This window comes from Oligoflexus sp. (assembly GCF_035712445.1).
Classification (GTDB): Bacteria; Bdellovibrionota_B; Oligoflexia; order Oligoflexales; family Oligoflexaceae; genus Oligoflexus.
The window spans coordinates 26,657-45,893 of the sequence record NZ_DASTAT010000097.1; the positions used below are offsets into that span (position 1 = coordinate 26,657).

The following is a 19,237-nucleotide window of genomic DNA, read 5'->3' on the forward strand; positions in this document are numbered from 1 at the left end:
ATCCTTGTGAGTCATTTTGCTCTTGACCGGAATTGTGGGAGGCGCAAAAAAATTCCGAGATCCTGATGCGAGGGATCATGGCAGATTGAGGCTGAATTGCAGACAGAATTCAGGAGTTTGGGCGCGAACGGTTCGCATTTGTAACCGGGCGCCCGTCGGGTCAAAGAAGGCCTTAGGACTTCACCTTGCCATCCAGAGTCAGAAGACTGCGATAGAGTTCGGGTCGGCGATCGCGGAAGAATCCCATGCCGGCTCGAAAGGTCCGAGCCGCAGCCAGGTCGAGTTCTGCGGTCAAAAGCCCCGAATAGTCCGCTTTCTTTTCCACCAGCTTATCCCCACGGTAATCACAGATAAAACTGTGGCCGTAGAAATCACAGCGGCTGTTTTCAAAACATTCGGTGCCGATGCGATTGGCGGCCGCCACATAACAAGAGTTATGAACGGCATGACCAATCATCGCGCGCTGCCACATATCAGGTGTGTTCGGAGTCTCCACCTGGTCCGCGGGTTCCGAACCAATGGCCGTGGGATACAGAAGGAGATCCGCTCCCTGCAGGGCCATCGCGCGAGCGCACTCGGGAAACCACTGATCCCAGCAGATGCCGACACCGATCGAACCATAGCGGGTATTCCAGGTTTTAAATCCTGTGTCACCGACGTTGAAATAATATTTTTCCTCGTAGCCTGGGCCATCGGGAATATGACTCTTCCGATAAATGCCCATCAAAGAGCCATCCGCGTTGATCATCGCAAGGCTATTGAAATGGGCCTGGCCCGCACGCTCGAAAAAGCTCACCGGCAGCACAAGTTTATGCGCTGCGGCCAGCTTTTGCATCTGACCCAGGAAAGGATGACCTTCCACGGGATGGGCCCAGGCGAAGTATTCCTCGCGTTCCAGCTGACAGAAGTAATGGTTTTCAAAAAGTTCGGGCAGAAGAACCACCTGGGCTCCCTGCTTCACGGCTTCCAGAACATAGCTTTCGGCCTTGGCCACATTCTCGGCCATATCCCGGCTCATGGACATCTGGACAAGGGCCAGTTGCATTCGGCTCATGAGTTTATCCTCTTGGCTGCTGCTGCGTCAGACAATGAAAGCTTCCACCGCCCATGATGATGTGCCGTGATGCGAGCCCAATCACCTCGTGCCGAGGGAAGACAGAGCGCAGGACATCAAGGGCGGCGGCATCGTTGCGGTCACCATACTGGGGCACCAGCACAGCGCCGTTGGCTATATAGAAATTCGCATAGGTCGGCGGCAAACGGGTGCCGTCTTCCAGGAATAATTTTTCATCCGGCAAGGGCAGTTCGACAACGCGCATGTCGCGGCCATTTTTCAGACGCGTGCTGCGAAGAATGTCAAGGTTCTCCTGCATGCGGCCATAGTTCACATCACTGCGATCGGTCGTCACAGACGTCAGCACCGTGGCCTCATCCGCAAAACGCGTGATGGTATCGACATGACCATCGGTGTGATCACCTTCGAGTCCATCCTTCAGCCAGATCACCTGATCAAGGCCGAGATACTGCGACAGGAGTTTTTCAAGATCCGCCTTGCCCAGCTTGGGATTTCTGGTCGGAGTCAGAAGACACTGCTCGGTCGTGATGCAGCTGCCTTCACCGTTGATTTCGAGCGAACCGCCTTCCATGATGTAAGGCGCATCGAAACGCGGCAATTTAAGGATCTCGGCCAGGGCCAGCGGCACCTGATTATCGAGTTCGTAATCGTATTTGCCGCCCCAGGCGTTGAAGCCCCAGTTCACAAAGCTCGAGGCCGGAGCCTGAGCGCTGCTGTTTTTTCCCTTCAAAAGGAAGAGGGGACCGTTATCACGCATCCAAACGTCGTTCAGAGGAATGCGATGCAACGTGATATTCCGCACGCCCTCAAGGGCGGCTTTGGCCGTCGACTCGGCCTCGGCATCGCGCACGAGGAGGTGGACGGGCTCAAAGCGGGCCAGGGTTTTGACGAGCGCACTATATTCCTGACGCACCTGGGTCAGGTGGTCGAACCACATTTCTTCATCAAAGGGCCAGCTCATCCAGGTTGCGCTATGGGGCGCCCATTCTGCTGGCATGGAAAGACCAAGATCACGGGGCAGACCGCTTAAAACCTGGGACATTGTTTGGGACTCCTCGGGAAGACTCTGCTTGCGAAGGTAGTTTAATAGTGCGAGTTGGGCAGGCTTGCAAGGTCCAATTAGGCAGAGGGATGGAAATCTGGCCCTAAGTTGACGTGGTCAAGCGAGAGGGCCAGAGGGAAGAGATTTTTAGATTTTTTTCCACTCAAGACTGCCTTTGTGCAGCTGAGGGTAGCAGTGTTTTTTGTCGTCCGAGCAGACGAAGGCTTTCATCGTATAGTCGACTTTGCCGGTTGGGGCGGCGCCGTCAAGCTCGGCCTTGACCTTGAATCCTGGAAGCTTTTCATCGAAGGTCTTCGTTTCGAATTTGCCGTCCTTGGTTTCCAGCTTCAGGCCTGTGGTGTTGACGAGCTGGAGCGACCAGGGGCCGTCCTTGCTGATCTGCATGCCCTTGTCGGGCTTGATTTTAAATTCCATCTCCACCGCTTTTTCTTTCACGGCGCTTTGCGCTTCCACGCTGGAATGTTTTTGACCAAAACCAGTCAGGAAAAAAAAGCTGCCGGAAAGGAGCAGAGCCGAACCCAATAGTTTACGCATGATAAACCCTCAAATGAAACGTCAGTGCATCGAAGTAAAGCGGCCTCGACGCAGAGCCCTTTTCTTGACTATATTTTTTCTTTGAACCGAAAGCACCGAAGGCAAAGCTTCCAGACGGGAAATCACCGTCTCCAGATGAGCCAGGTTTTTTACACCGAGTTCGAATTCAAGAATACCCGTCAAATCATTTTCAACCTTGACCTCGGCCTTGTGAACGTTGACCCCGTTGTTGCTGAGCACGGTCGTCACTTCCGCCAGCACACCCGGCTTTTCCTGGGTTCTGAGGCTGATCGAACAGCGATGATACGCAGCATCCACCTGAGCCTTCGACCATTCCACCTGAATCTTCCGGGCCGGATCCATATCCAAAGCGCGGGGACAGGTGCTGCGATGAATGGTCACGCCACGACCACGCGTGATGAAACCAATGATGGGTTCACCCGGCAGCGGCGAACAGCATTTGCCGAGACTCACCAGCACATCATCATAACCGGAAACCAGAATGCTGCCATGCGAAGTTTTAATCGGCTTGTCGGGTTTCGCCGGCTGATCGAGTCCCTGACGGTGAATCTGCTCCTGGATCGTCTCTTTGGGTTCAGGCGCCGGCAGAGCCTTGGCCAGAATATCCTTGGGATTCAGGCGTCCGTAGCCGATCGCAATCAGAACGTCTTCCAGGTTGCTTTCCCGCGCGACCTTCACAAGCTTCGCGGCATCGCCGGACTTTTCGAGTTCATCGAGCGTCATGCGGCGTTTTTCGAGTTCCTGCACCAGGAGGTCGCGACCGAGCTTACGGCTCTTCTCGCGCTGTTCGCTGCGAAGGAAGGATCGAATCTTGTTCCGCGCCTTGGACGTGACGATGAACGCCAGCCAGTCCTTGCTCGGTCTTTGGTGGGGCGAGGTCAGAACCTCGACGATATCCCCTGATTTCAGGCGCTTTTTGATCGGCGACATCTGGCCGTTGACCTTGACGCCGATACATTTCGTTCCGATATCGCTGTGAACGGCAAAGGCAAAATCCAAAGCCGTCGCGTTCTGCGGCAGGGACAGTACGTCCCCTTTCGGTGTGAAGACGAAGATCTCTTCATCGAAAAGGTCGACCTTAAGGGCTTCGAGGAATTCATCCGGATCCTGAAGCTCGGTCTGCCACTGCATGATCTGCCGCAGCCACGAAAATTTCTGCGAGTCACTGGCGTGAACGCTCTTATCCTTGTCCTTATAGGCCCAGTGCGCGGCCACACCGTATTCACAGGTCTCGTGCATTTCCTTGGTGCGGATCTGAATCTCGGCCGGCTCTCCGTTGGAACGGATTACGGTCGTATGCAGCGACTGGTAAAGGTTGGCCTTGGGCATCGCAATGTAGTCTTTAAAACGCCCAGGCATCGGTTTCCACATCGCATGCACGACACCCAGGGCCTCATAGCAGTCCTTGATGCTCGGCACGATGATGCGGAAGGCAAAGAGATCGTGGATGTCCTCGAATTCGAGATGACGTTCGATCATCTTTTTATAGATCGAGAAGAAATGCTTGGGACGGCCATAGACCTGAATCTCGGTGAAGCCGTACTTCTTCAGTTCCTTCTCAAGGACTTCTTTCACTTCATTGATATACGCCTGGCGCTGGGATTTCTTGGACGAAATCTTCCGACGGATTTCCTGATAGACTTCGTACTTCAGCGTGCGCAGGCACAGATCTTCCAGCTCGCTCTTGATGCCATAGATGCCAAGGCGGTTGGCGAGCGGCGCATAGATGTCCAGGGTTTCCTGGGCGATCCGCTTTCTTTTTTCGAGCGCAAGATTATCCATGGTCCGCATGTTATGCAGGCGATCGCAGAGCTTGATCAGGATAACGCGCAGATCCTTGGCCATCGCCACGATCATCTTGCGGAAGTTTTCCGCCAGCTTTTCCTCGTTCGAACGGAACTTGATCTTGCTGATCTTGGTCAGACCATCGACGAGGTCACGCACCTCGGTGCCGAAGAGCTGTTCGATTTCCTCGAGGGTGGCGTTGGTATCCTCGACCGTATCATGCAGGATGGCAGCCACGATCGAGGGCGTATCGAGCTTGAGGGTGGCCACGATGCTGGCGACGGCCAGGGGGTGTGTAATATAAGGCTCACCCGATGCCCTTTTTTGAGGCGCATGACATTTGGCAGCGTATTCGTAAGCCAGCTCGATCGGTTTTTTGTCGATCTGAGGCATATAGGTTTCAAGACTCCGAAGGAGACCTTGATATTCTTCCTCGGGAGTTGTGGGGGTCTTGAGCGGCAATGTGCTGTTCGGATTCGGTATTTCTTTTTTAATTCGATCGGTTGTCATGCTCTCGACCTGGCCCGGAACCGCATTGATTTCGCGACCTTTGGATGGTTGCCGGGCTTCTGACATTCAGCCGCCCAGTTGCTTCTTAAGTCCCTTTATCCAATCGGCAGTTTTGAACTCTTCATTGAGTTTCTCACAGAGAAGCAATCCTTCCTGCTGTCCCCTATGTTCCGGTTTATCACTCAGGACGAGGGTTTTCAACTCGGCAAAGGCTGTTTCGAGGTCACGATTGATAAGGAACACATCGTAATCTTTAGCGTTTTTTATTTCATCCATGGCGTTTTGAAAGCGAAGCCAACGCTGCGAAAGATTATCGGATCCCCGCGATTCGAGCCGTTCCCAAAGGTCCTTTAAAGTGGGCGGCAGGATAAAAATACTGACCGCATTGCTCAAAAGGTGCCGCGCCTTCTGCCAGCCCTGAACGTCGATTTCCAAAAGAGGGTTTTTTCCCGCTTTTTCAATGCGTTGCAGCTCTTCAAAGCTGGTTCCGTAAAGGTTGCCGTGCACCTCGGCCCATTCGATGAAGGCCTTGCGCTGGATCATCGCTTCGAAGTCATTCCGCGAGACAAAATGATAGTGGTCGCCTTCCTTCTCGCCCTTGCGCGGGGAACGGGTCGTGTGACTGATCGACATCTCCAGCTGAGCGCATTCTTTCAGCAGCCGGCGGTTGAGAGTTGTTTTCCCTGCACCTGATGGGGCGGACACCACAAATACTGTCATGATTCGAAAATACTCCTGCACAAGCTGTCTGTAACTTATTCGATGTTGGCGACCTGTTGCCGAAGACGCTCGACAGCCTGTTTGAGGCTCAGCGAATGCTGGGCGACCTCAAGCTGCGTGAGTTTATTCGAGATCGTGTTCACTTCTCTATGCATTTCCTGGCATAGAAAATCCATGCGCCGACCGACTTCCTCGCCGCCTTTCAGCAGTCTTTTGAATTCCACTTCATGCGCGTTGAGCCGGGTCAGTTCCTCTTCGATATCGGATCGATCGACCAAAAGGGCGACTTCCGCGAGCACGCGCTCTTCAGGCAGCATGCTGCTGATTTTCTGTCCTGTGTCCTCAAGGGAGCTCAGGAGACGATCCAGACGTTTTTTATAGTTGTCGAACAGATGTTTCTGTATGGGCTCCCGCTTGGCCACGATTGCCTCGCGATCGCTCTGCATGCCCTCGATGATTTTCAAAAAGGCCGGCTCCAGAGCCTGGCCTTCGCTTTTCCTTTGCACCAGAACATTGCTGAGGGCCTTATCCACGGCCGCAAAAATTCCGGCTTCGTGAGCGCGCACCTGCTCCTCGCTATTGACAGCGAATTGATTTTCCAAAACGCCGTCGAGTCGCAGAAGTTCATAGGTGCTTAAGGGTTTCAGGTTCACTCCAGCGGCCTGAGCCAGAGCCTGGCTGCTGGCCAGGTAATGGGACACCGCCTTGGCATTCAGTTGAGGCAGTCCGGCGTTGCGGTCGTTCGGCACCAGATCGAGGAAGACATCGACTTTGCCGCGCAGAATTTTTTCTTTGACGCGATTGATCAAAGCCGGCTCCAAGGCAATTAGGCTGCGCGGCATTTTGATGGAGATGTCGCAGAAACGCGAATTGAGCGTGCGAATCTCACAGCGATAGGTGGTGGTCGGACTGGTTGACTCGCCACTGCCAAAGGCTGTCATGCTTTTCAGGCTCACGATGACTCCATGGGTGATTCTTGGGGCGAGAATCGCAAAAAAACTCTTTCATTCGATCAACTTTTGGAAAATACCCGCCTGGAAGTCTTTGTTCAACCCATCTTTCGGCCAAGGACACGCTGTTTTCCTGCTGGTGGAATGGGGCCGTTTTGAGGTACCATGAACCAAAGAGGCTTTTCCGGCCTGGGTTTCAGGAAGAGAGAGGAACGTGGTCAGCTTCAACCTGGTCTTTCATGTCGCGTCCGCGCTCGCTTGTGTGCTTCTCATCTATGCTTTGCTAAGACTGCAAAGCCTTGTGCGCTTTCATGGTCAGCTTTGGCAAAGCCTGGATTCGGCCCGGCCGCTGATTCAGTTGGATTGGCCGGCTTTGTTTCTTTCGAAGTTTGGCAAAGCCCTTGCGATTCCCGTGGAAGGCCCGACAGAAAAAGGCCAGCCTTGTCGCATTGAAATGGGAACCTGGACGGCCGCGCATCTGGAGCTGCATTTCACGCGTATCCATTGGTCATCGCCTCAGGAGCTGGTGATCGAAGCGCGAAATCACGACCGGACCGGATCGTGGAGCCAGCAGTTGGAAGAAGCCCTGGGTGGTGCGGTTCGTGTTCATATCAAAGCGCCCCTGCGTTAATTGAGTAAAGGAGTAGGATGACGATGGCTGGACAGTGGAGCCGTCTTTTGGTTTTGGCAGGTCTGATCGGAACGGCGGGTTGCCAAACTTTGGAAACCGGAGCCCCGACGGAAAAACCCCAAATCACCCGCGATATGAGCCTTGAAGATGCCTATCGCAAAGCCGTGAGTTACGGCGCCGAAACTCTGCCGGAACTGCGTGAGCTGGCCAAGGATCGCAATCAGATGCCGGAGCTGCATAAGATCGCGGAAGTCGATCTTTTGAAAGAGTACGATAGTCTGCCGACGCCGGTGCTTTTGAATGTGGCTCATGTTTATCGCGTGAGCGGCAACAGCATGAATCCTGAAATTTTGAATCGCCTGGCTCGCTCGAAGCAGGAAGCGGTCCGTCGGGTGGGTTGGCGTCTGGCGGCTACGCGTCCATCTGCAGAAGTGGGGCGCGCGATTGAAAGTCTTTTGAGCGATGCTCTGACCCGCGGTCGTGAATCGGATATGCTGGTGCCGGACATGGCGAGTGCGATTCAGGAAAACGGCATCAAGAACGCTTACAGTTTCCTCGTCCTCGGTCTGATGCAGCAGGGTGCTCCTGAGTACGCGAATGCGATGCTGGCTTTGGATGCCAATCGCGCGTCCTCTCCCTTCATTGATTATCTGAACAAAGCCGATCTTGAAGATCTGCGGCAGCTGAATCAAAAGACGATCAATCTTCTGACCTGCACGGTGATCTTCCGCTTCTTCTCGGAAAATCCTTTGCCTTTGAATCATCCTGGTCTGCCGGTGATTTTCCAGTATGCCGTCTCACGCAACCGGGCTCTTTCGGAAATGGCCTTCGCGGTTTTGGAAAAGCATATTCCCGACAATCGATTGGCTTTGGCTGTGCTGCTCTCGCGTCAGCCGGTTCCAGTCCAGGTGGCCTTCATCGAAAGCTCGCAGCGCGAATCGACCGCCAACATCCGTCTATTCCTGGATGATATGAAAGAGGTCGCGCAGCAGAAGGAAGTGATCGAAGAGCTTAACTCGCAGCAGGGCGCTGTCGAGAAATAAGCCAGCCGACCAGTCTTTTCCTTGTTTCCTCGGCCAGGGGCAGAAGAAAATGATTCGCCCCCTGGATCAGCTCACAGCGCTTCCCCAGACTCTGACCATATGTTGCTGTCGCGAGACTGTCTCGCGTTCCATACAGCAATAGTATCGGAAGCAATAAGTTCTTCAATTCCTCTTTCACATTTCTATTTTTAAAAATTCCGTCGACGAAGGCGGGATAGCTCATACGAATGTCCGGGTCCAGCCGAATGGGAAAGCGGGCGCGCCGCACAGGACCAAAGGCCGGAAAGCTTGCATCCCAACCGAAGCCACGGACCTGCCGCCACCAGGTCTTCTGAAAAAAACTCAGAGCCTCGTCGACCAGAAAAGCCGCCGACAGTTCCACTCGCTCCGGTACAGCCATCAGCACAAGCGCCCGCCAGGGCATGGCAGCTTCGGAAACCTGCTGCAGAGCTGCAAGAGCGCCGAGGCTATAGCCAACCGCTTCCACCTCTTTTAAAGCGGGAAGAAGCTCGGGAAGTAGCCTGGGAAGAAAGGATCCGGCCCGGGCGAAGCTGGCTTCATGAAGGATCGTGCTGCTTGACCGGCCGTGGCCAGGAAGATCGAAGGTGAAAACCGCGCGGCCTGTTTTCAAAAGATCAAGGATTAAATATTCCCAGCAGAATAGGGCATCATTGCCCGTGCCGTGAAAGAGGACGGTGACCGTTCCCGAGAACGCGGGACCGGGATGAAAAAGGTGATAGCTGGTGCGCGCGTCGCGAGTCGGATCATCGCATTGCCCAGAGGTATACGAAGCACCGCGTGTGGCAAGCTCGGCTTGCAAGGCTTTGGGCAGAGGCATTCCTGTTCGCAGCACGATAGGATTCAAGTTCAACATTCTCCAATTTACTGCAGTTGACGAAGTCAAAGATCCTCGATAGCCTGATAAATATATTATTAAAGGGGCTAGGCTAGCAATGGAGCGATGTACTGGTCCGTTACTGGAAAACTATCTGGCGACCTACGGCTGGACGTATCGAAGTAGCGGCACTCATGAATGGACGACAGGATTCCAAGGGCAGGATCGCAGTTTTCCCCTGCGCATCAGTCTTTCGGATACGTGGATCTCGTTTCACATCGAGCCCTATCTTGGTCTGGACATCGACTGGGAAGCCTGGCCTGAAATCGCCCGCTGCCTTCTGGAACTCAATGGCCGCAGTTCCATGGTGCGTTTGAGCCTTTGCGATCAGGGCCGCATCGAGATGAGCCTTGAAGTCTTCAACAAGCAATTCTGCTATGAATCTTTCTGCACCTGCATGGGTCTTTTGGGGTTTTACGCTGACCAGTTCTATGATGAGATCCTGGGCCGCCTGGATAGCATCGGGTTTAACTATACGGAAAGCTTGAAACTTCTGACCTGACTTGCCCCACTTCCCAAAGCCCTGACATGGATACCCCCTTAACTTAACGGGGAAAGCTCCGATAAAGACGGTGAGTATTTCCGTAGCAGGAGCACAAGGTCCATGTCGTCACCGGAACCCGTGACAAAAATCGGGCCCTACGTCGTCGAATACGAGGTCGGATCAGGAGGCCTCGGGCGCGTATTTCGTTCAACCGATCCGAAGACCGGTCGGGCTGTTGCGGTTAAAATCCTGCATGATCGTTATCAGGAGAGTCGGAAATTCCTCGGCATCTTCCATCGTGAACTTCTGATCGTCGCACGGCTGAAGCATAAGCACATCGTTGAGTATATAGATGCGAGCTTCGATCCGCCCAGCTGTTATATCGTCACGGAATTTATTGATGGCTGGTCGCTCTATAAAATGATGCGGCACTTCGGGAAGGTTCCGCCTTTGGTGGCCCTCTGCGTGGCGATTGATATACTGCAGGGTATTGATTATCTGCATCTGCACGATACGATACATTCCGATCTTTCCAGTCCCAACGTATTGATTTCCAATACCGGGAAGGTGCTGCTCACCGACTTCGGTTTGGCTTGCAACGGGGAAGTGGAAAACTATAAGAACTATATGGTGGGGACGCCGGGGTATTATTCACCGGAGCATGTGGTGGAGTCGTCGATCACCCCCCAATCCGATCTTTACTGCGTGGGGCTTTTGCTGTTTGAAATGGTCACGGGTGAAAAAGCCGTGAAGGCCAGCAAGAAGCGGGATGAAATCCTGTCGTCCATGAAGAATATAGATTTCTCGGCGATTCGCTGTGATGATCGCCGTATGCAGTCGATGCTTCGGAGCCTTCTGAAAAAAGCTTTGAAGTTTAAGCTCGGCAGCCGCTATAAGAACGCGGAATCCATGATCGTTGATGTCTATAAGATCCTGAAGCGCTTTGATATCCGCTATTCCCGATATGCCATCCGCCAGTTCCTGGCTGACGGTGAACTCGCCGCGCCCCTGCCTGAGAAATACATCCAGGATATTTATGCTGGCTACGAGCGCAAGTGAGATGGCTGCCTTTCCAGAGTGAAAATCAGTTCTTCATGCGATAGGCCTCTTTCAAGGGTAGAACGCTCTGGGTCCAGACCTCCTGAAAGCCGGATGGATCGGCATCAGCTTTTATGATCATCTGCTGGTAGATGGCTTCCTGAGCCGGCTCGATGCTGTGATTCAGAATCATCTTCAAAGCGTATTCTGAGAAATCCCGAATCAAAAAGCCGAAAATTTGATTTTTTAGAGCCGGTTTAACTGCATAAATTCGTGCATTTTCCAGGATCAACTGCCCATAGGCGATCAGCGTGAAAAGTTCACCGTTGGCCAGCATGAAGTCGACGTTCTTCTGCTGTGCTTCCGTGGGCGGTGTTTCGCTGATGAGTTTTTTGAAGAGGCTGATCTGCTTTTGGAAGAGCAGGATATTGGACAGGTCTTCGCCTTCGAATGCGCGGCGATAGTCACCAAAGCGAATCTCTCCCAGACCACCGGAATTCTGTCGGAAAAGATAGGCATCATCGACCGCCTCGCTTTTCTGCGGAACATCGGGATAGGACACATGACCGAAGAAATAATTTTTGATGAATTTGATGATCAGGGCCATGTTCACATGTGTGGTGCCTTCCAGCTTGGGCAGCATGCCGATGTCACGAATGGCCATTTCAAAATAGGTGTCCTGCTCGAAACCCTTGGCGGCGATGATATCATGCAGCATGCCAACCACTTTCTCGCCCTGGCCCGTCACCTTCATTTTCATGATGGGGTTGAAGAGGAGATAGCGGCGATCCTCGGGTGAAGCGACGCGCATATAATCACAGGCCCTGAGTCCAAACAGTTTCATGGCCACAAGGCGCGCATAGGCTTCGGTAAAGAGTTTCTTCACATGGGGAAAGTCCGTGACCTGACGCTTGTAAAGCTCGCGATTCGCCGCATGATCGATCGCTTCATAAAAGGCGTGTGTCGCGATGCCGATCGAAGCAAATCCCAATTCAAACTTGCCGATGTTCACGGTGTTGAGAGCCGCATTCCAGGCCTGTTCCCCACGGTGGAGAATATCCTTGTCCGTGACCGTGTAATCCTTCAGTTCATACTCCGCGACAAAAGCCGGACGCACGCCTGAAGTCGCAATCTTCTTTTTAACTGTGTATCCGGCTTGTCCAGGGCGCGCGACGAAGAACACATAATCGCCGGTGGCAGCGAATTTGCCAAAGGTGGACACCATCGCGGCTTTATTGCCGTTGCCGATATAATATTTGGTGCCATTGGCTTTCCAGCGACCCTCGCCATCCTGGGTTAAAGTCATGTCTGTGGAATAAATATCAGCACCGTGGGCCTTTTCTGAAAGACCGAAGGCAAAGATGCCTCCGTCCTGCAGAGCTGCAGCTGCTTCATTCCTGGCGTTTTCGTTATCGCTCATCCAAATGGGGCCCAGGCCCAGAATCGACACCTGCCACGCATACCAATAGGAAAGTCCGTAAAAGCCCAGGATCTCGTTAAATTCACTGATCCGCCACATATCCCAGCGGCTGTCTTTGGAACCATAACCCGCACGGGTCAAAAGTTGGGCAAAGATTTTTTCCTCACGAACGAACTGAAAAAAATCATCGTGCCACGTCGAATTTTGGTCATCATTTTTTATTGCGGCCAGACCCTTCTGTTCAAAAAAGCTGATGGTCTTTTCGATCAGGGCCTTGGATTTAGGATCTGGATGGAAGCGGTTATAGTGCTTGGGATTCAAGAGCAACATGAGGTTCTCCCGTCTGTCTGCTGTGATGGAGCCTCAGGTTAGCCTGCTTTGCGAATGACGCAAAGTTATTTTTCGTCGCCTGGTTTCTTTTTTCTTTGGCTGCAGCGTTTTACCGCCGCTCATACAAGACGAACCATTCGGCTATTCACGATCCTGGAACGCCTTTCTCACCCACCGGATAGATCTGGTAGTCGATGCGAATGAGCATGTCGCCGTCTTCCGTAGCCATTTCATTTTGCATCCGCAGCATTTCATCGCGCAGAGAGTCGAGTTGTTTTATGTAGGCTTCCTTGCGGACGCTGACATGGGCGCTGCGAAAACAGGCAAGGTCCCGCTGCGTGGCCCAGGTGTCCATGGCAAGCTTGCTCTGGTCCAGGCCCTGCTTTAGGAAATCCAAAACTTTGCTGAGTTCAGGCTGAGGGCCGAGCACCATCACATGCCGCGCTTCATCCTTGAGTTGGTAATGATCGTTCAAACGAATGACCATGCCTTCGCTGATCAAAATTTGAAGGGCATGATCCACTTCGATCGCATGCTGACGACCGAAGAATTGGATGAGTTCACGACGCGTGGGGCGATTTTTATAAAGACCGAAGACGGAGTGGATCTGCAGGATCAGCTGATGCGTCACCAGCCGGTCCGAGGCTCGATGAATCTCGCCCTGGAGACTTTTGCGCAAAGCTTCGAGATGCTCATAGCGGGCAGGATCCACGTCCTCGCCCGCGTCGATGCTTTGCTCGATCTCCAAAAGAAGTCGGCAGTACTTAAGAGGGAAGCCCTTCACCCCCATCATGGCGAGGCAGGGCTCCCAGAGGCGCGGGACGAGGACGCGGCGTCCGCTCAGTATATCCGCGATATGTCCTTTCGAACTGAGCCCGAGCTGCTTCGCAATCCAGGCATAGGAATACTTGCTATTCTGCTGGCGGTGCCAGGTGAGAAGCCGCCGCAGGGCTTCTGTGCCGCTTCCGGCGGAGAGGAGGAGTTCGATTGTTTCGCGCATCCCTTATCCTTCAATAAGAAGAAAGGTTCGCAAAACTTAGTGTTTTTGCGAACGCCTTGGCCCGTTTAGATTGCGGGGCTGAAAACGAGTATTCTTTCATTTCAATATCTTAAGGCAACCCTGGGCAAAATGGGGCAACTCAGCGAACGCAAATCCAGGTCTCTTCCGTCTTGACCATGCACACATGTGTGCATACAAGAAACAGACTATATTCGAAAGGGGTTAAAATGTTCAGTAAAACTTTGCGACGCACCTTCCTGGTCCCTCTGCTTTTGGCCAGTCCGCTCATGGGTCAAACCCGAACGATATCGGCGGCCAGCACCTTGCACCCAGCCATCAAATTCAACTGGGCTGAACTCCTGGAAGACTACCAGAACCGTTACGTGCAAAACCGTTTGACCTGGAAGGAATTGGACTATGCAAAGAAATTTGTGTGCCCCTGCCTGCCTCCACCCGTTGGACAAACATGGCATCTTTGCAATTCCAGTGTCGTCGGCACCAGCGACCAGACTCCGGACGACTTCGTGATCTATAAGCCTGATCTTTTAAAATCCTCGATCTGTGTGAAGTGTATTTTGATCAAGCCTTGATTTCTGTTTGCCACTCAAACTCTGAAGCCCGCGTCCTGCGGGCTTTTTTTCGTCCGCCATGAGGTTCGCAAGATCCGCTTCCTCTGCGAACCTTTTCCCGAGCTTTCCTTCATTCTGCATCGCAGCTTTCCGAGCCCTTGTCTAAACAGGTCATGTGAACGGAATATTCGACTACAAAATTGGAGAAAAAAAATGTCTCGTTTCGCAAAGAAAGCTGTGATTGGTCTCGCCCTCGCGTCCAGCATGATGTCAAGCCTTGCATCGGCTGATTTTCTGAAGAATCCCATCCTGGTTAAGCCACCTGTCCTCAAGTTTCCCATCACCTGCCTGTCCTGCCCTGATCTCTCCAAACTGCCGAAGTTCGAAGAGGAACTTACGGTGGAAGACAAGCGCGAGGTGCTGGGAATGATGGACGAGGCCTTCCGTAACTTGAAGGATCTCCCTGCGACTCCTGCGGATGTTCGCACCAGTGTTGATTACTGGGAGCGTCTGACGCTGAAAGAAAAGCAGAACATCCTTGACCACCGCTTCGGTGACAACATGAATTGGGCTGCTGCCGCTGTGGTGGTGGGTGCCGCTGCCTTGGCCTGGGATGTTTACAAGGACTATCGGGATACCAAATGGAACCCGGCTGATTTAGGCTTCGACCGCATTCGAACTTTGGGATCCCTTGATTATGTCAAGTCCCCCGCGATCCGTTTGGAAGCCATTCGTTCCCTGCAGTTCCGTCTGAGCGCCTTCCAGGGGCTGGGGCAGGTGGCGCAAGGCCTGAACTATTGATCGATCCGTCAGGGGGCCGAAGCCCCCTTTTCTTTCTACCGTCAGAGGAAAATATCATGAAATATCGCATCGCAGGCTCGTTGGTGGCTTTGCTGCTGGGTTTTCATTTGCTCATGATCGCTACGTATCTGGGACCACCGAATCTCCTCCAGTATCACATTGGTCCTTTGTCGTTCCGTTATATGCAGAATATTTTTTATCAGAACTGGCATCTCTTCAGCCCCAATCCGGGCATCAATTCCGTTAAATTCGCCGTCCGCTGCGGCGATGCCAATGGTCATTGGACCAGCTGGAAAGATCCCTTCGCGGGCGCCTTGCATCGTCATCAGCTGACAAGGATTACAGGTTACAGCAAAGTCATCGCGCTCTTTGATGACATCGCCCAGTCTTTGAAGAAAGATATTGGCAAGAAGGATAAGACCTATACGGAGCTGCAGGAGACACCGAAGCAGCTGGCGCGACGCTTTTCCGTGGACTATTGCCTCACCCGTCATCCGGAAAGACCGTCGCGTCTGGAAGCGATTCAATTCAAGGTGATGGAATTTTCACCTGTGCCCTTTACCAAGGTCAAGGATGCCAAACTCGATTGGGATCGCGTCGTCGAGATCCCCTTTGAGCCTATTTACCGTCGCCATAGTCAGGAGGTTCGTCATGATACAAAGATTGGCTCGTGAGGAGCTTTTTCTCAAAACGGCCCAGCTTTTTCGCATCGCCCTTCTGGTCTGGCTTGGCCTGCATTCCATCCTGCTCCTGCCCTTCCATGAAACCATTTTTGGGCCGCACGCTTATGTCATGCGCACCCGATTCGATGGCAGCATCTGGTCGTGGATTTTCCATCTGGGTCAGCATTCCGCTGTGGGGCCTTACTACCTTTGGTTCTTCGTGGTGCAGCTCGGTGCGATCGTGCTGGGAATCCTGGGGATCTGGCCGCGGATAATGATGATCCTTGCCTATGTGAGCACGATGAATATCTATAACCTGAGCGGCGTGATCCTGGATGGAGGCAACAACCTTTCTCAACTGCTGCTCTTCTATATGATGCTGGTCAATACCAGCGGCCGTCCGTCTGGACCGGGGTGGCTCGGAGCTTTCAACCGCGCTTTGTCCAATGGCGCTTTTATTATGTGTCGCTTGCAGATTGCCATTGTGTATCTGACAGCGGGACTTTTGAAGCTTCAGGGGCATCTTTGGCAAAATGGTATGGCCCTTTACTATCTCTTTCAATCGGAAACCTACGGTCACCCTTGGATCGCATACCTCATGCGCAAGTGGCCCTTCCTTTCGCTCATCGGTACATATACGACCTTGGCATTCCAGTATCTCTTTCCTTTGGGCATCTGGCTCAGGAAATGGCGCAAACCTCTTATTATCGTCGGTTGCATGATCCACTTGGGAATTGCATTTGGTATGGGCCTTTTCACATTTGGCCTTGTGATGTGTCTCTCGTATATCAGCTTTTTCCCGGAGGATTGGTCCGAACGAGTTCTGCGGTTCATGCCGACCGACGAAACCCTTGTGATTGCATTTGACGAACAATGCGCAGTTTGCATGCGCATCGCGTCCCTCGTTTCGGTTCTGGACTGGCGGAAACTGATCATTGTGGATCGCGCTCATGATCCGAAGGACCTTCGACTTCTTGATATCCCGCTTGAACAGCGATTGACTCGTATTCAGGCTATTGACGGAGCGCGAAACCGGGAGGGGTTTGATGCGATGCTGGAACTTCTGCGGCGCGTGCCATTGCTTCTTCCCTGTCTGCCTCTGGCTCTCCTGATGAGAGTCAATGGCTGGGGCCAAAGACGATATGACTATCTTGCCACGCGCAGCTGGCGGCAGGCCTGTCGCAAGGGAACTTGCGTCCTGGATGCCCGCGGGCACTCGCGAAGCTGATAGAAATCCCTGACGGATATTGGGCAAGGGGCCGGCATGGTCCCTTGTCTTTTTAGGATTCATCATCCTGCATGATCAGGAAACCAGTCGCTTCATTCCCATTCGAACGTGGAAAGACGCGTGGTATCGACATTTTCATAAAGACTGCCCTTAATAAGCGTCCAGCTCAGATCATCCTGCGATCCTTCAATATAAAATGCATCAGGAGAACCTTCCGAACCATTGGTGTCCTTGCTGTCCCCTCCATCAAGGCGAATTCCCTGCAGGGCTATGGGATAGTCCTTGAGGTCGATTTTTAACCATTGTGGAGTGCCTATGGCATTATACTGCCCGGTGGTCTCATAGGTTCGAAAAGCTGTTTCCCAAATATTTCCCTGCGGTCCCCGCTGAAATGCGAAGTAAGGGAAGCTGCTTCGATCGCTGGCATAGCTGCTGGCCGAGACAAGAGCCTCATAAGGACCCAGACGTCCGGAATATTCGCTGAACACGCCCGCACGCCATTGATTTTCCCATTTCAATTCCAGGTGCTCGATATCCAGTTCCTGGGTATCCATCCAGGGTTGCCTCAATGAGGGAAAGCTGATGCGGATATAGCGATATCGAGGGGCCGAGGAAATATCGGTCAACCGATCCCGCGTCTCATCGAGAGTCACCATGCTCACCTGGTCGTTAAGGCGAAGATCCAACTTGAACTTTGTGCGCATGGCTAGATTCAGAAGCGCTTCCCGAGGTTTACCCGAAAAACGATAGACGACATGCTGAGGATTCTCCTGGGGCAGCTCCGTGATGGTGACGAGAGTGCCAGGAGTTGCGTCCTCCGGCAGGACGAAGCGAAAGTTCCAGGAACTGGCCAGGGCCGGGAGATTGGCTTTGCCTTGACCGTCCTGGGCCACACAGGAACTATAAACGTCCATGCCTTCGTCAGTGAAGCCAAGCCGGCATCCAAACGTCAGATATCCAGGTACACCGCCTGAGCTATCTGAAGGGCGATCACTGGCTTTGAGGGCGTCAGCCGCAGCGGAACTCTTGGCTTTATCCGATGTCATGAAGCCATTCAGCCCGCTCTTGCAAGACAGGAAAAATGCAGACGAAATCAAAATTTTCAACAGCAAGCCGCGCATGTTCTCAGACATAAAGGATCCCTTTTATCCGGCCCAAACTGGACGACGAAACTCTCGCTTTAAAAAACTGAAATGCAAGGAATATGCCGGAAAACTGTATCATCTCTAGATTTTTATTGTATAATCAGCTCACTATGAGATCCCGAACCAGAGGAGTCTACGCCTTGAGTCGCTCGCTTTGGACTTTTCCTGAAGTGACCGAGATAAAAAAGCTCATCAAAGCCGAGCTTGATCGCAAGCTGCAGGAGGTTGGGGTCGCCAGCAAGCTGGAGTTCATTCTCTTACGAATCAACCAGCTCAGCGCCAGCGAAACACCCACAGATGGAATCAGACTCTTTGTTTATGCCATGAGCGCTCTGGCTCATCATGAGCGGCATGGAGGCCTGCAATCGAGTCAGGTCAAGGATCTCATGCAGGTTGCCGAGGCCACTCTTAAAGTATTCCAAGTCACTCCCCAAAAGTCGAAGCTCGCCTTTCTCTATGGAGAGCTGGCTATGATCTCCAGCCAGATCCATCTGAAAGACGGCCAATTCTGGAAGGCGACTTGGGAGCAGTATGTGTCGATCCAACTCTCGGGCAATCAACCGCCGGGTGGAAAGCAATTCGTCGACCTGCTCTTTGGAATCAAATATCTGCGGCTTGGTCATGGTGAAAGAGCGCTGGGGTATTTTCATGCCGCCGAAAGCAGTGAGACATCGGCAGACGTTTGGATGCTGGCCCGCATCAATCGGATTCGATCCCTGCGATTGACCGGCAGATTCGCCGAGGCTCTCTCCCTCAATCAGGAAACGTCGGGATTGCCCATCGACCCCAACCTTCAGTTGGAACTCGATTGGGAACGATGCTGCTGCGAGGTGCATCAGACTCAGAATCTGGATGAACTGTTCAAGTTGGTGCAGAAAGGATCGACCCATTATCGCGCGAGCTACGTTCTCGAATTCTTCCTGTGGGCGCTTGCGGCACCGACTTTTCAGTGGCTCAAGAAGCTTCCTAAAATTCGTACGCTCCTTCGTGATGACAGCCTTGAACTGAAAGAGCAGGGCTTTTACTATCCCATCGTCAGAGACCTTGAACGTTCCTATGACGAAAAAGTTTTGCTCCTCACCCGACTGCAGCTGTTGGGAGGAATCCTGGAAAAGCTGAATCAGTGTCACAGTGTGGATAAGCAGATTCTTATTCTGGGAGCCGTCAGTCGCTGGCTGCATCGAAACAAAATCAAAGAGCTCTCTGGAGTCATCCTGCTTGAGTATGTCTCGCTCTGCACCAAAGTGAGTCAGGGTCGGTCGAGCGACCTGCTTGGTCTGATGAGGGACTGCTAGACAGACTGCGCAGCTCATGATCCTATCCATTTAAGATT

At 52.8% G+C, this 19,237-nt stretch carries 19 protein-coding genes; 9 read left to right on the plus strand and 10 right to left on the minus strand.

Annotated elements, in window-relative coordinates; all coding sequences use genetic code 11:
• Positions 1-172: 172 nt before the first annotated feature.
• The 6 genes from aguB to VFO10_RS21110 all read right to left on the minus strand — a co-directional run bounded on the left by aguB (position 173) and on the right by VFO10_RS21110 (position 6,664).
• Positions 173-1,054 carry an N-carbamoylputrescine amidase gene (gene aguB, locus VFO10_RS21085; RefSeq protein WP_325143914.1) on the minus strand — a complete coding sequence of 294 codons (882 nt, stop codon included), beginning with the start codon at positions 1,052-1,054 and terminating at the stop codon, positions 173-175.
• Positions 1,055-1,058: 4 nt separating this feature from the next.
• The gene (locus VFO10_RS21090) at positions 1,059-2,117 is read right to left on the minus strand and encodes an agmatine deiminase family protein (RefSeq protein ID WP_325143916.1); all 1,059 of its coding nucleotides are present in this window, start codon (positions 2,115-2,117) and stop codon (positions 1,059-1,061) included.
• Between the two features lie 147 nt (positions 2,118-2,264).
• Complete coding sequence (locus tag VFO10_RS21095) at positions 2,265-2,672, minus strand: hypothetical protein (RefSeq protein ID WP_325143918.1); 408 nt, start codon at positions 2,670-2,672, stop codon at positions 2,265-2,267.
• A gap of 21 nt (positions 2,673-2,693) precedes the next feature.
• On the minus strand, positions 2,694-5,054 hold the full coding sequence (locus VFO10_RS21100; protein WP_325143920.1) for a bifunctional (p)ppGpp synthetase/guanosine-3',5'-bis(diphosphate) 3'-pyrophosphohydrolase: 2,361 nt from the start codon (positions 5,052-5,054) through the stop codon (positions 2,694-2,696).
• A complete protein-coding gene (gmk, locus tag VFO10_RS21105; protein WP_325143922.1) occupies positions 5,055-5,708 on the minus strand; it encodes a guanylate kinase in 654 nt (217 codons plus the stop codon).
• Between the two features lie 35 nt (positions 5,709-5,743).
• Positions 5,744-6,664, minus strand: coding sequence for a YicC/YloC family endoribonuclease (locus VFO10_RS21110; RefSeq protein WP_325143924.1), 921 nt, complete (start codon positions 6,662-6,664; stop codon positions 5,744-5,746).
• Between the two features lie 208 nt (positions 6,665-6,872).
• Here VFO10_RS21110 and VFO10_RS21115 point away from each other — a divergent pair, with 208 nt between their 5' ends.
• Both VFO10_RS21115 and VFO10_RS21120 read left to right on the plus strand, forming a co-directional pair.
• Complete coding sequence (locus tag VFO10_RS21115; RefSeq protein WP_325143926.1) at positions 6,873-7,289, plus strand: hypothetical protein; 417 nt, start codon at positions 6,873-6,875, stop codon at positions 7,287-7,289.
• 23 nt (positions 7,290-7,312) lie between these two features.
• Positions 7,313-8,332, plus strand: coding sequence for a hypothetical protein (locus tag VFO10_RS21120; protein WP_325143928.1), 1,020 nt, complete (start codon positions 7,313-7,315; stop codon positions 8,330-8,332).
• Here VFO10_RS21120 and VFO10_RS21125 read toward each other — a convergent pair.
• On the minus strand, positions 8,301-9,197 hold the full coding sequence (locus tag VFO10_RS21125) for an alpha/beta hydrolase (protein WP_325143929.1): 897 nt from the start codon (positions 9,195-9,197) through the stop codon (positions 8,301-8,303). The genes VFO10_RS21120 and VFO10_RS21125 overlap by 32 nt on opposite strands.
• Positions 9,198-9,285: 88 nt before the next feature.
• Here VFO10_RS21125 and VFO10_RS21130 point away from each other — a divergent pair, with 88 nt between their 5' ends.
• Together VFO10_RS21130 and VFO10_RS21135 are read left to right on the plus strand one after the other, a co-directional pair.
• Positions 9,286-9,729 (plus strand): hypothetical protein, encoded by a 444-nt coding sequence (locus VFO10_RS21130; RefSeq protein WP_325143931.1) that lies wholly within the window; start codon positions 9,286-9,288, stop codon positions 9,727-9,729.
• 102 nt (positions 9,730-9,831) lie between these two features.
• Positions 9,832-10,770, plus strand: a complete 939-nt coding sequence (locus VFO10_RS21135; RefSeq protein ID WP_325143933.1) for a serine/threonine-protein kinase — start codon at positions 9,832-9,834, stop codon at positions 10,768-10,770.
• 25 nt (positions 10,771-10,795) lie between these two features.
• Here VFO10_RS21135 and VFO10_RS21140 read toward each other — a convergent pair whose 3' ends face one another.
• Together VFO10_RS21140 and VFO10_RS21145 are read right to left on the minus strand one after the other, a co-directional pair.
• On the minus strand, positions 10,796-12,499 hold the full coding sequence (locus VFO10_RS21140; protein WP_325143935.1) for an acyl-CoA dehydrogenase: 1,704 nt from the start codon (positions 12,497-12,499) through the stop codon (positions 10,796-10,798).
• 145 nt (positions 12,500-12,644) lie between these two features.
• A complete protein-coding gene (locus tag VFO10_RS21145) occupies positions 12,645-13,499 on the minus strand; it encodes a TIGR02147 family protein (protein ID WP_325143937.1) in 855 nt (284 codons plus the stop codon).
• 227 nt (positions 13,500-13,726) lie between these two features.
• On the opposite strand from VFO10_RS21145, the gene VFO10_RS21150 reads away from it, so the two are divergent.
• The 4 genes from VFO10_RS21150 (at position 13,727) to VFO10_RS21165 (ending at position 16,759) form a co-directional block, all read left to right on the plus strand.
• Positions 13,727-14,089 (plus strand): hypothetical protein, encoded by a 363-nt coding sequence (locus VFO10_RS21150; RefSeq protein WP_325143939.1) that lies wholly within the window; start codon positions 13,727-13,729, stop codon positions 14,087-14,089.
• Positions 14,090-14,281: 192 nt separating this feature from the next.
• Positions 14,282-14,869, plus strand: coding sequence for a hypothetical protein (locus VFO10_RS21155; RefSeq protein WP_325143941.1), 588 nt, complete (start codon positions 14,282-14,284; stop codon positions 14,867-14,869).
• Between the two features lie 56 nt (positions 14,870-14,925).
• A complete protein-coding gene (locus VFO10_RS21160; RefSeq protein ID WP_325143943.1) occupies positions 14,926-15,543 on the plus strand; it encodes a DUF5819 family protein in 618 nt (205 codons plus the stop codon).
• A complete protein-coding gene (locus VFO10_RS21165; protein ID WP_325143945.1) occupies positions 15,521-16,759 on the plus strand; it encodes a DCC1-like thiol-disulfide oxidoreductase family protein in 1,239 nt (412 codons plus the stop codon). The genes VFO10_RS21160 and VFO10_RS21165 overlap by 23 nt, the downstream gene beginning before the upstream one ends.
• A 92-nt stretch (positions 16,760-16,851) precedes the next feature.
• Here VFO10_RS21165 and VFO10_RS21170 read toward each other — a convergent pair whose 3' ends face one another.
• A complete protein-coding gene (locus VFO10_RS21170; RefSeq protein ID WP_325143947.1) occupies positions 16,852-17,805 on the minus strand; it encodes a hypothetical protein in 954 nt (317 codons plus the stop codon).
• Positions 17,806-18,044: 239 nt separating this feature from the next.
• On the opposite strand from VFO10_RS21170, the gene VFO10_RS21175 reads away from it, so the two are divergent.
• On the plus strand, positions 18,045-19,199 hold the full coding sequence (locus tag VFO10_RS21175) for a hypothetical protein (RefSeq protein WP_325143949.1): 1,155 nt from the start codon (positions 18,045-18,047) through the stop codon (positions 19,197-19,199).
• Positions 19,200-19,237 lie beyond the last annotated feature (38 nt).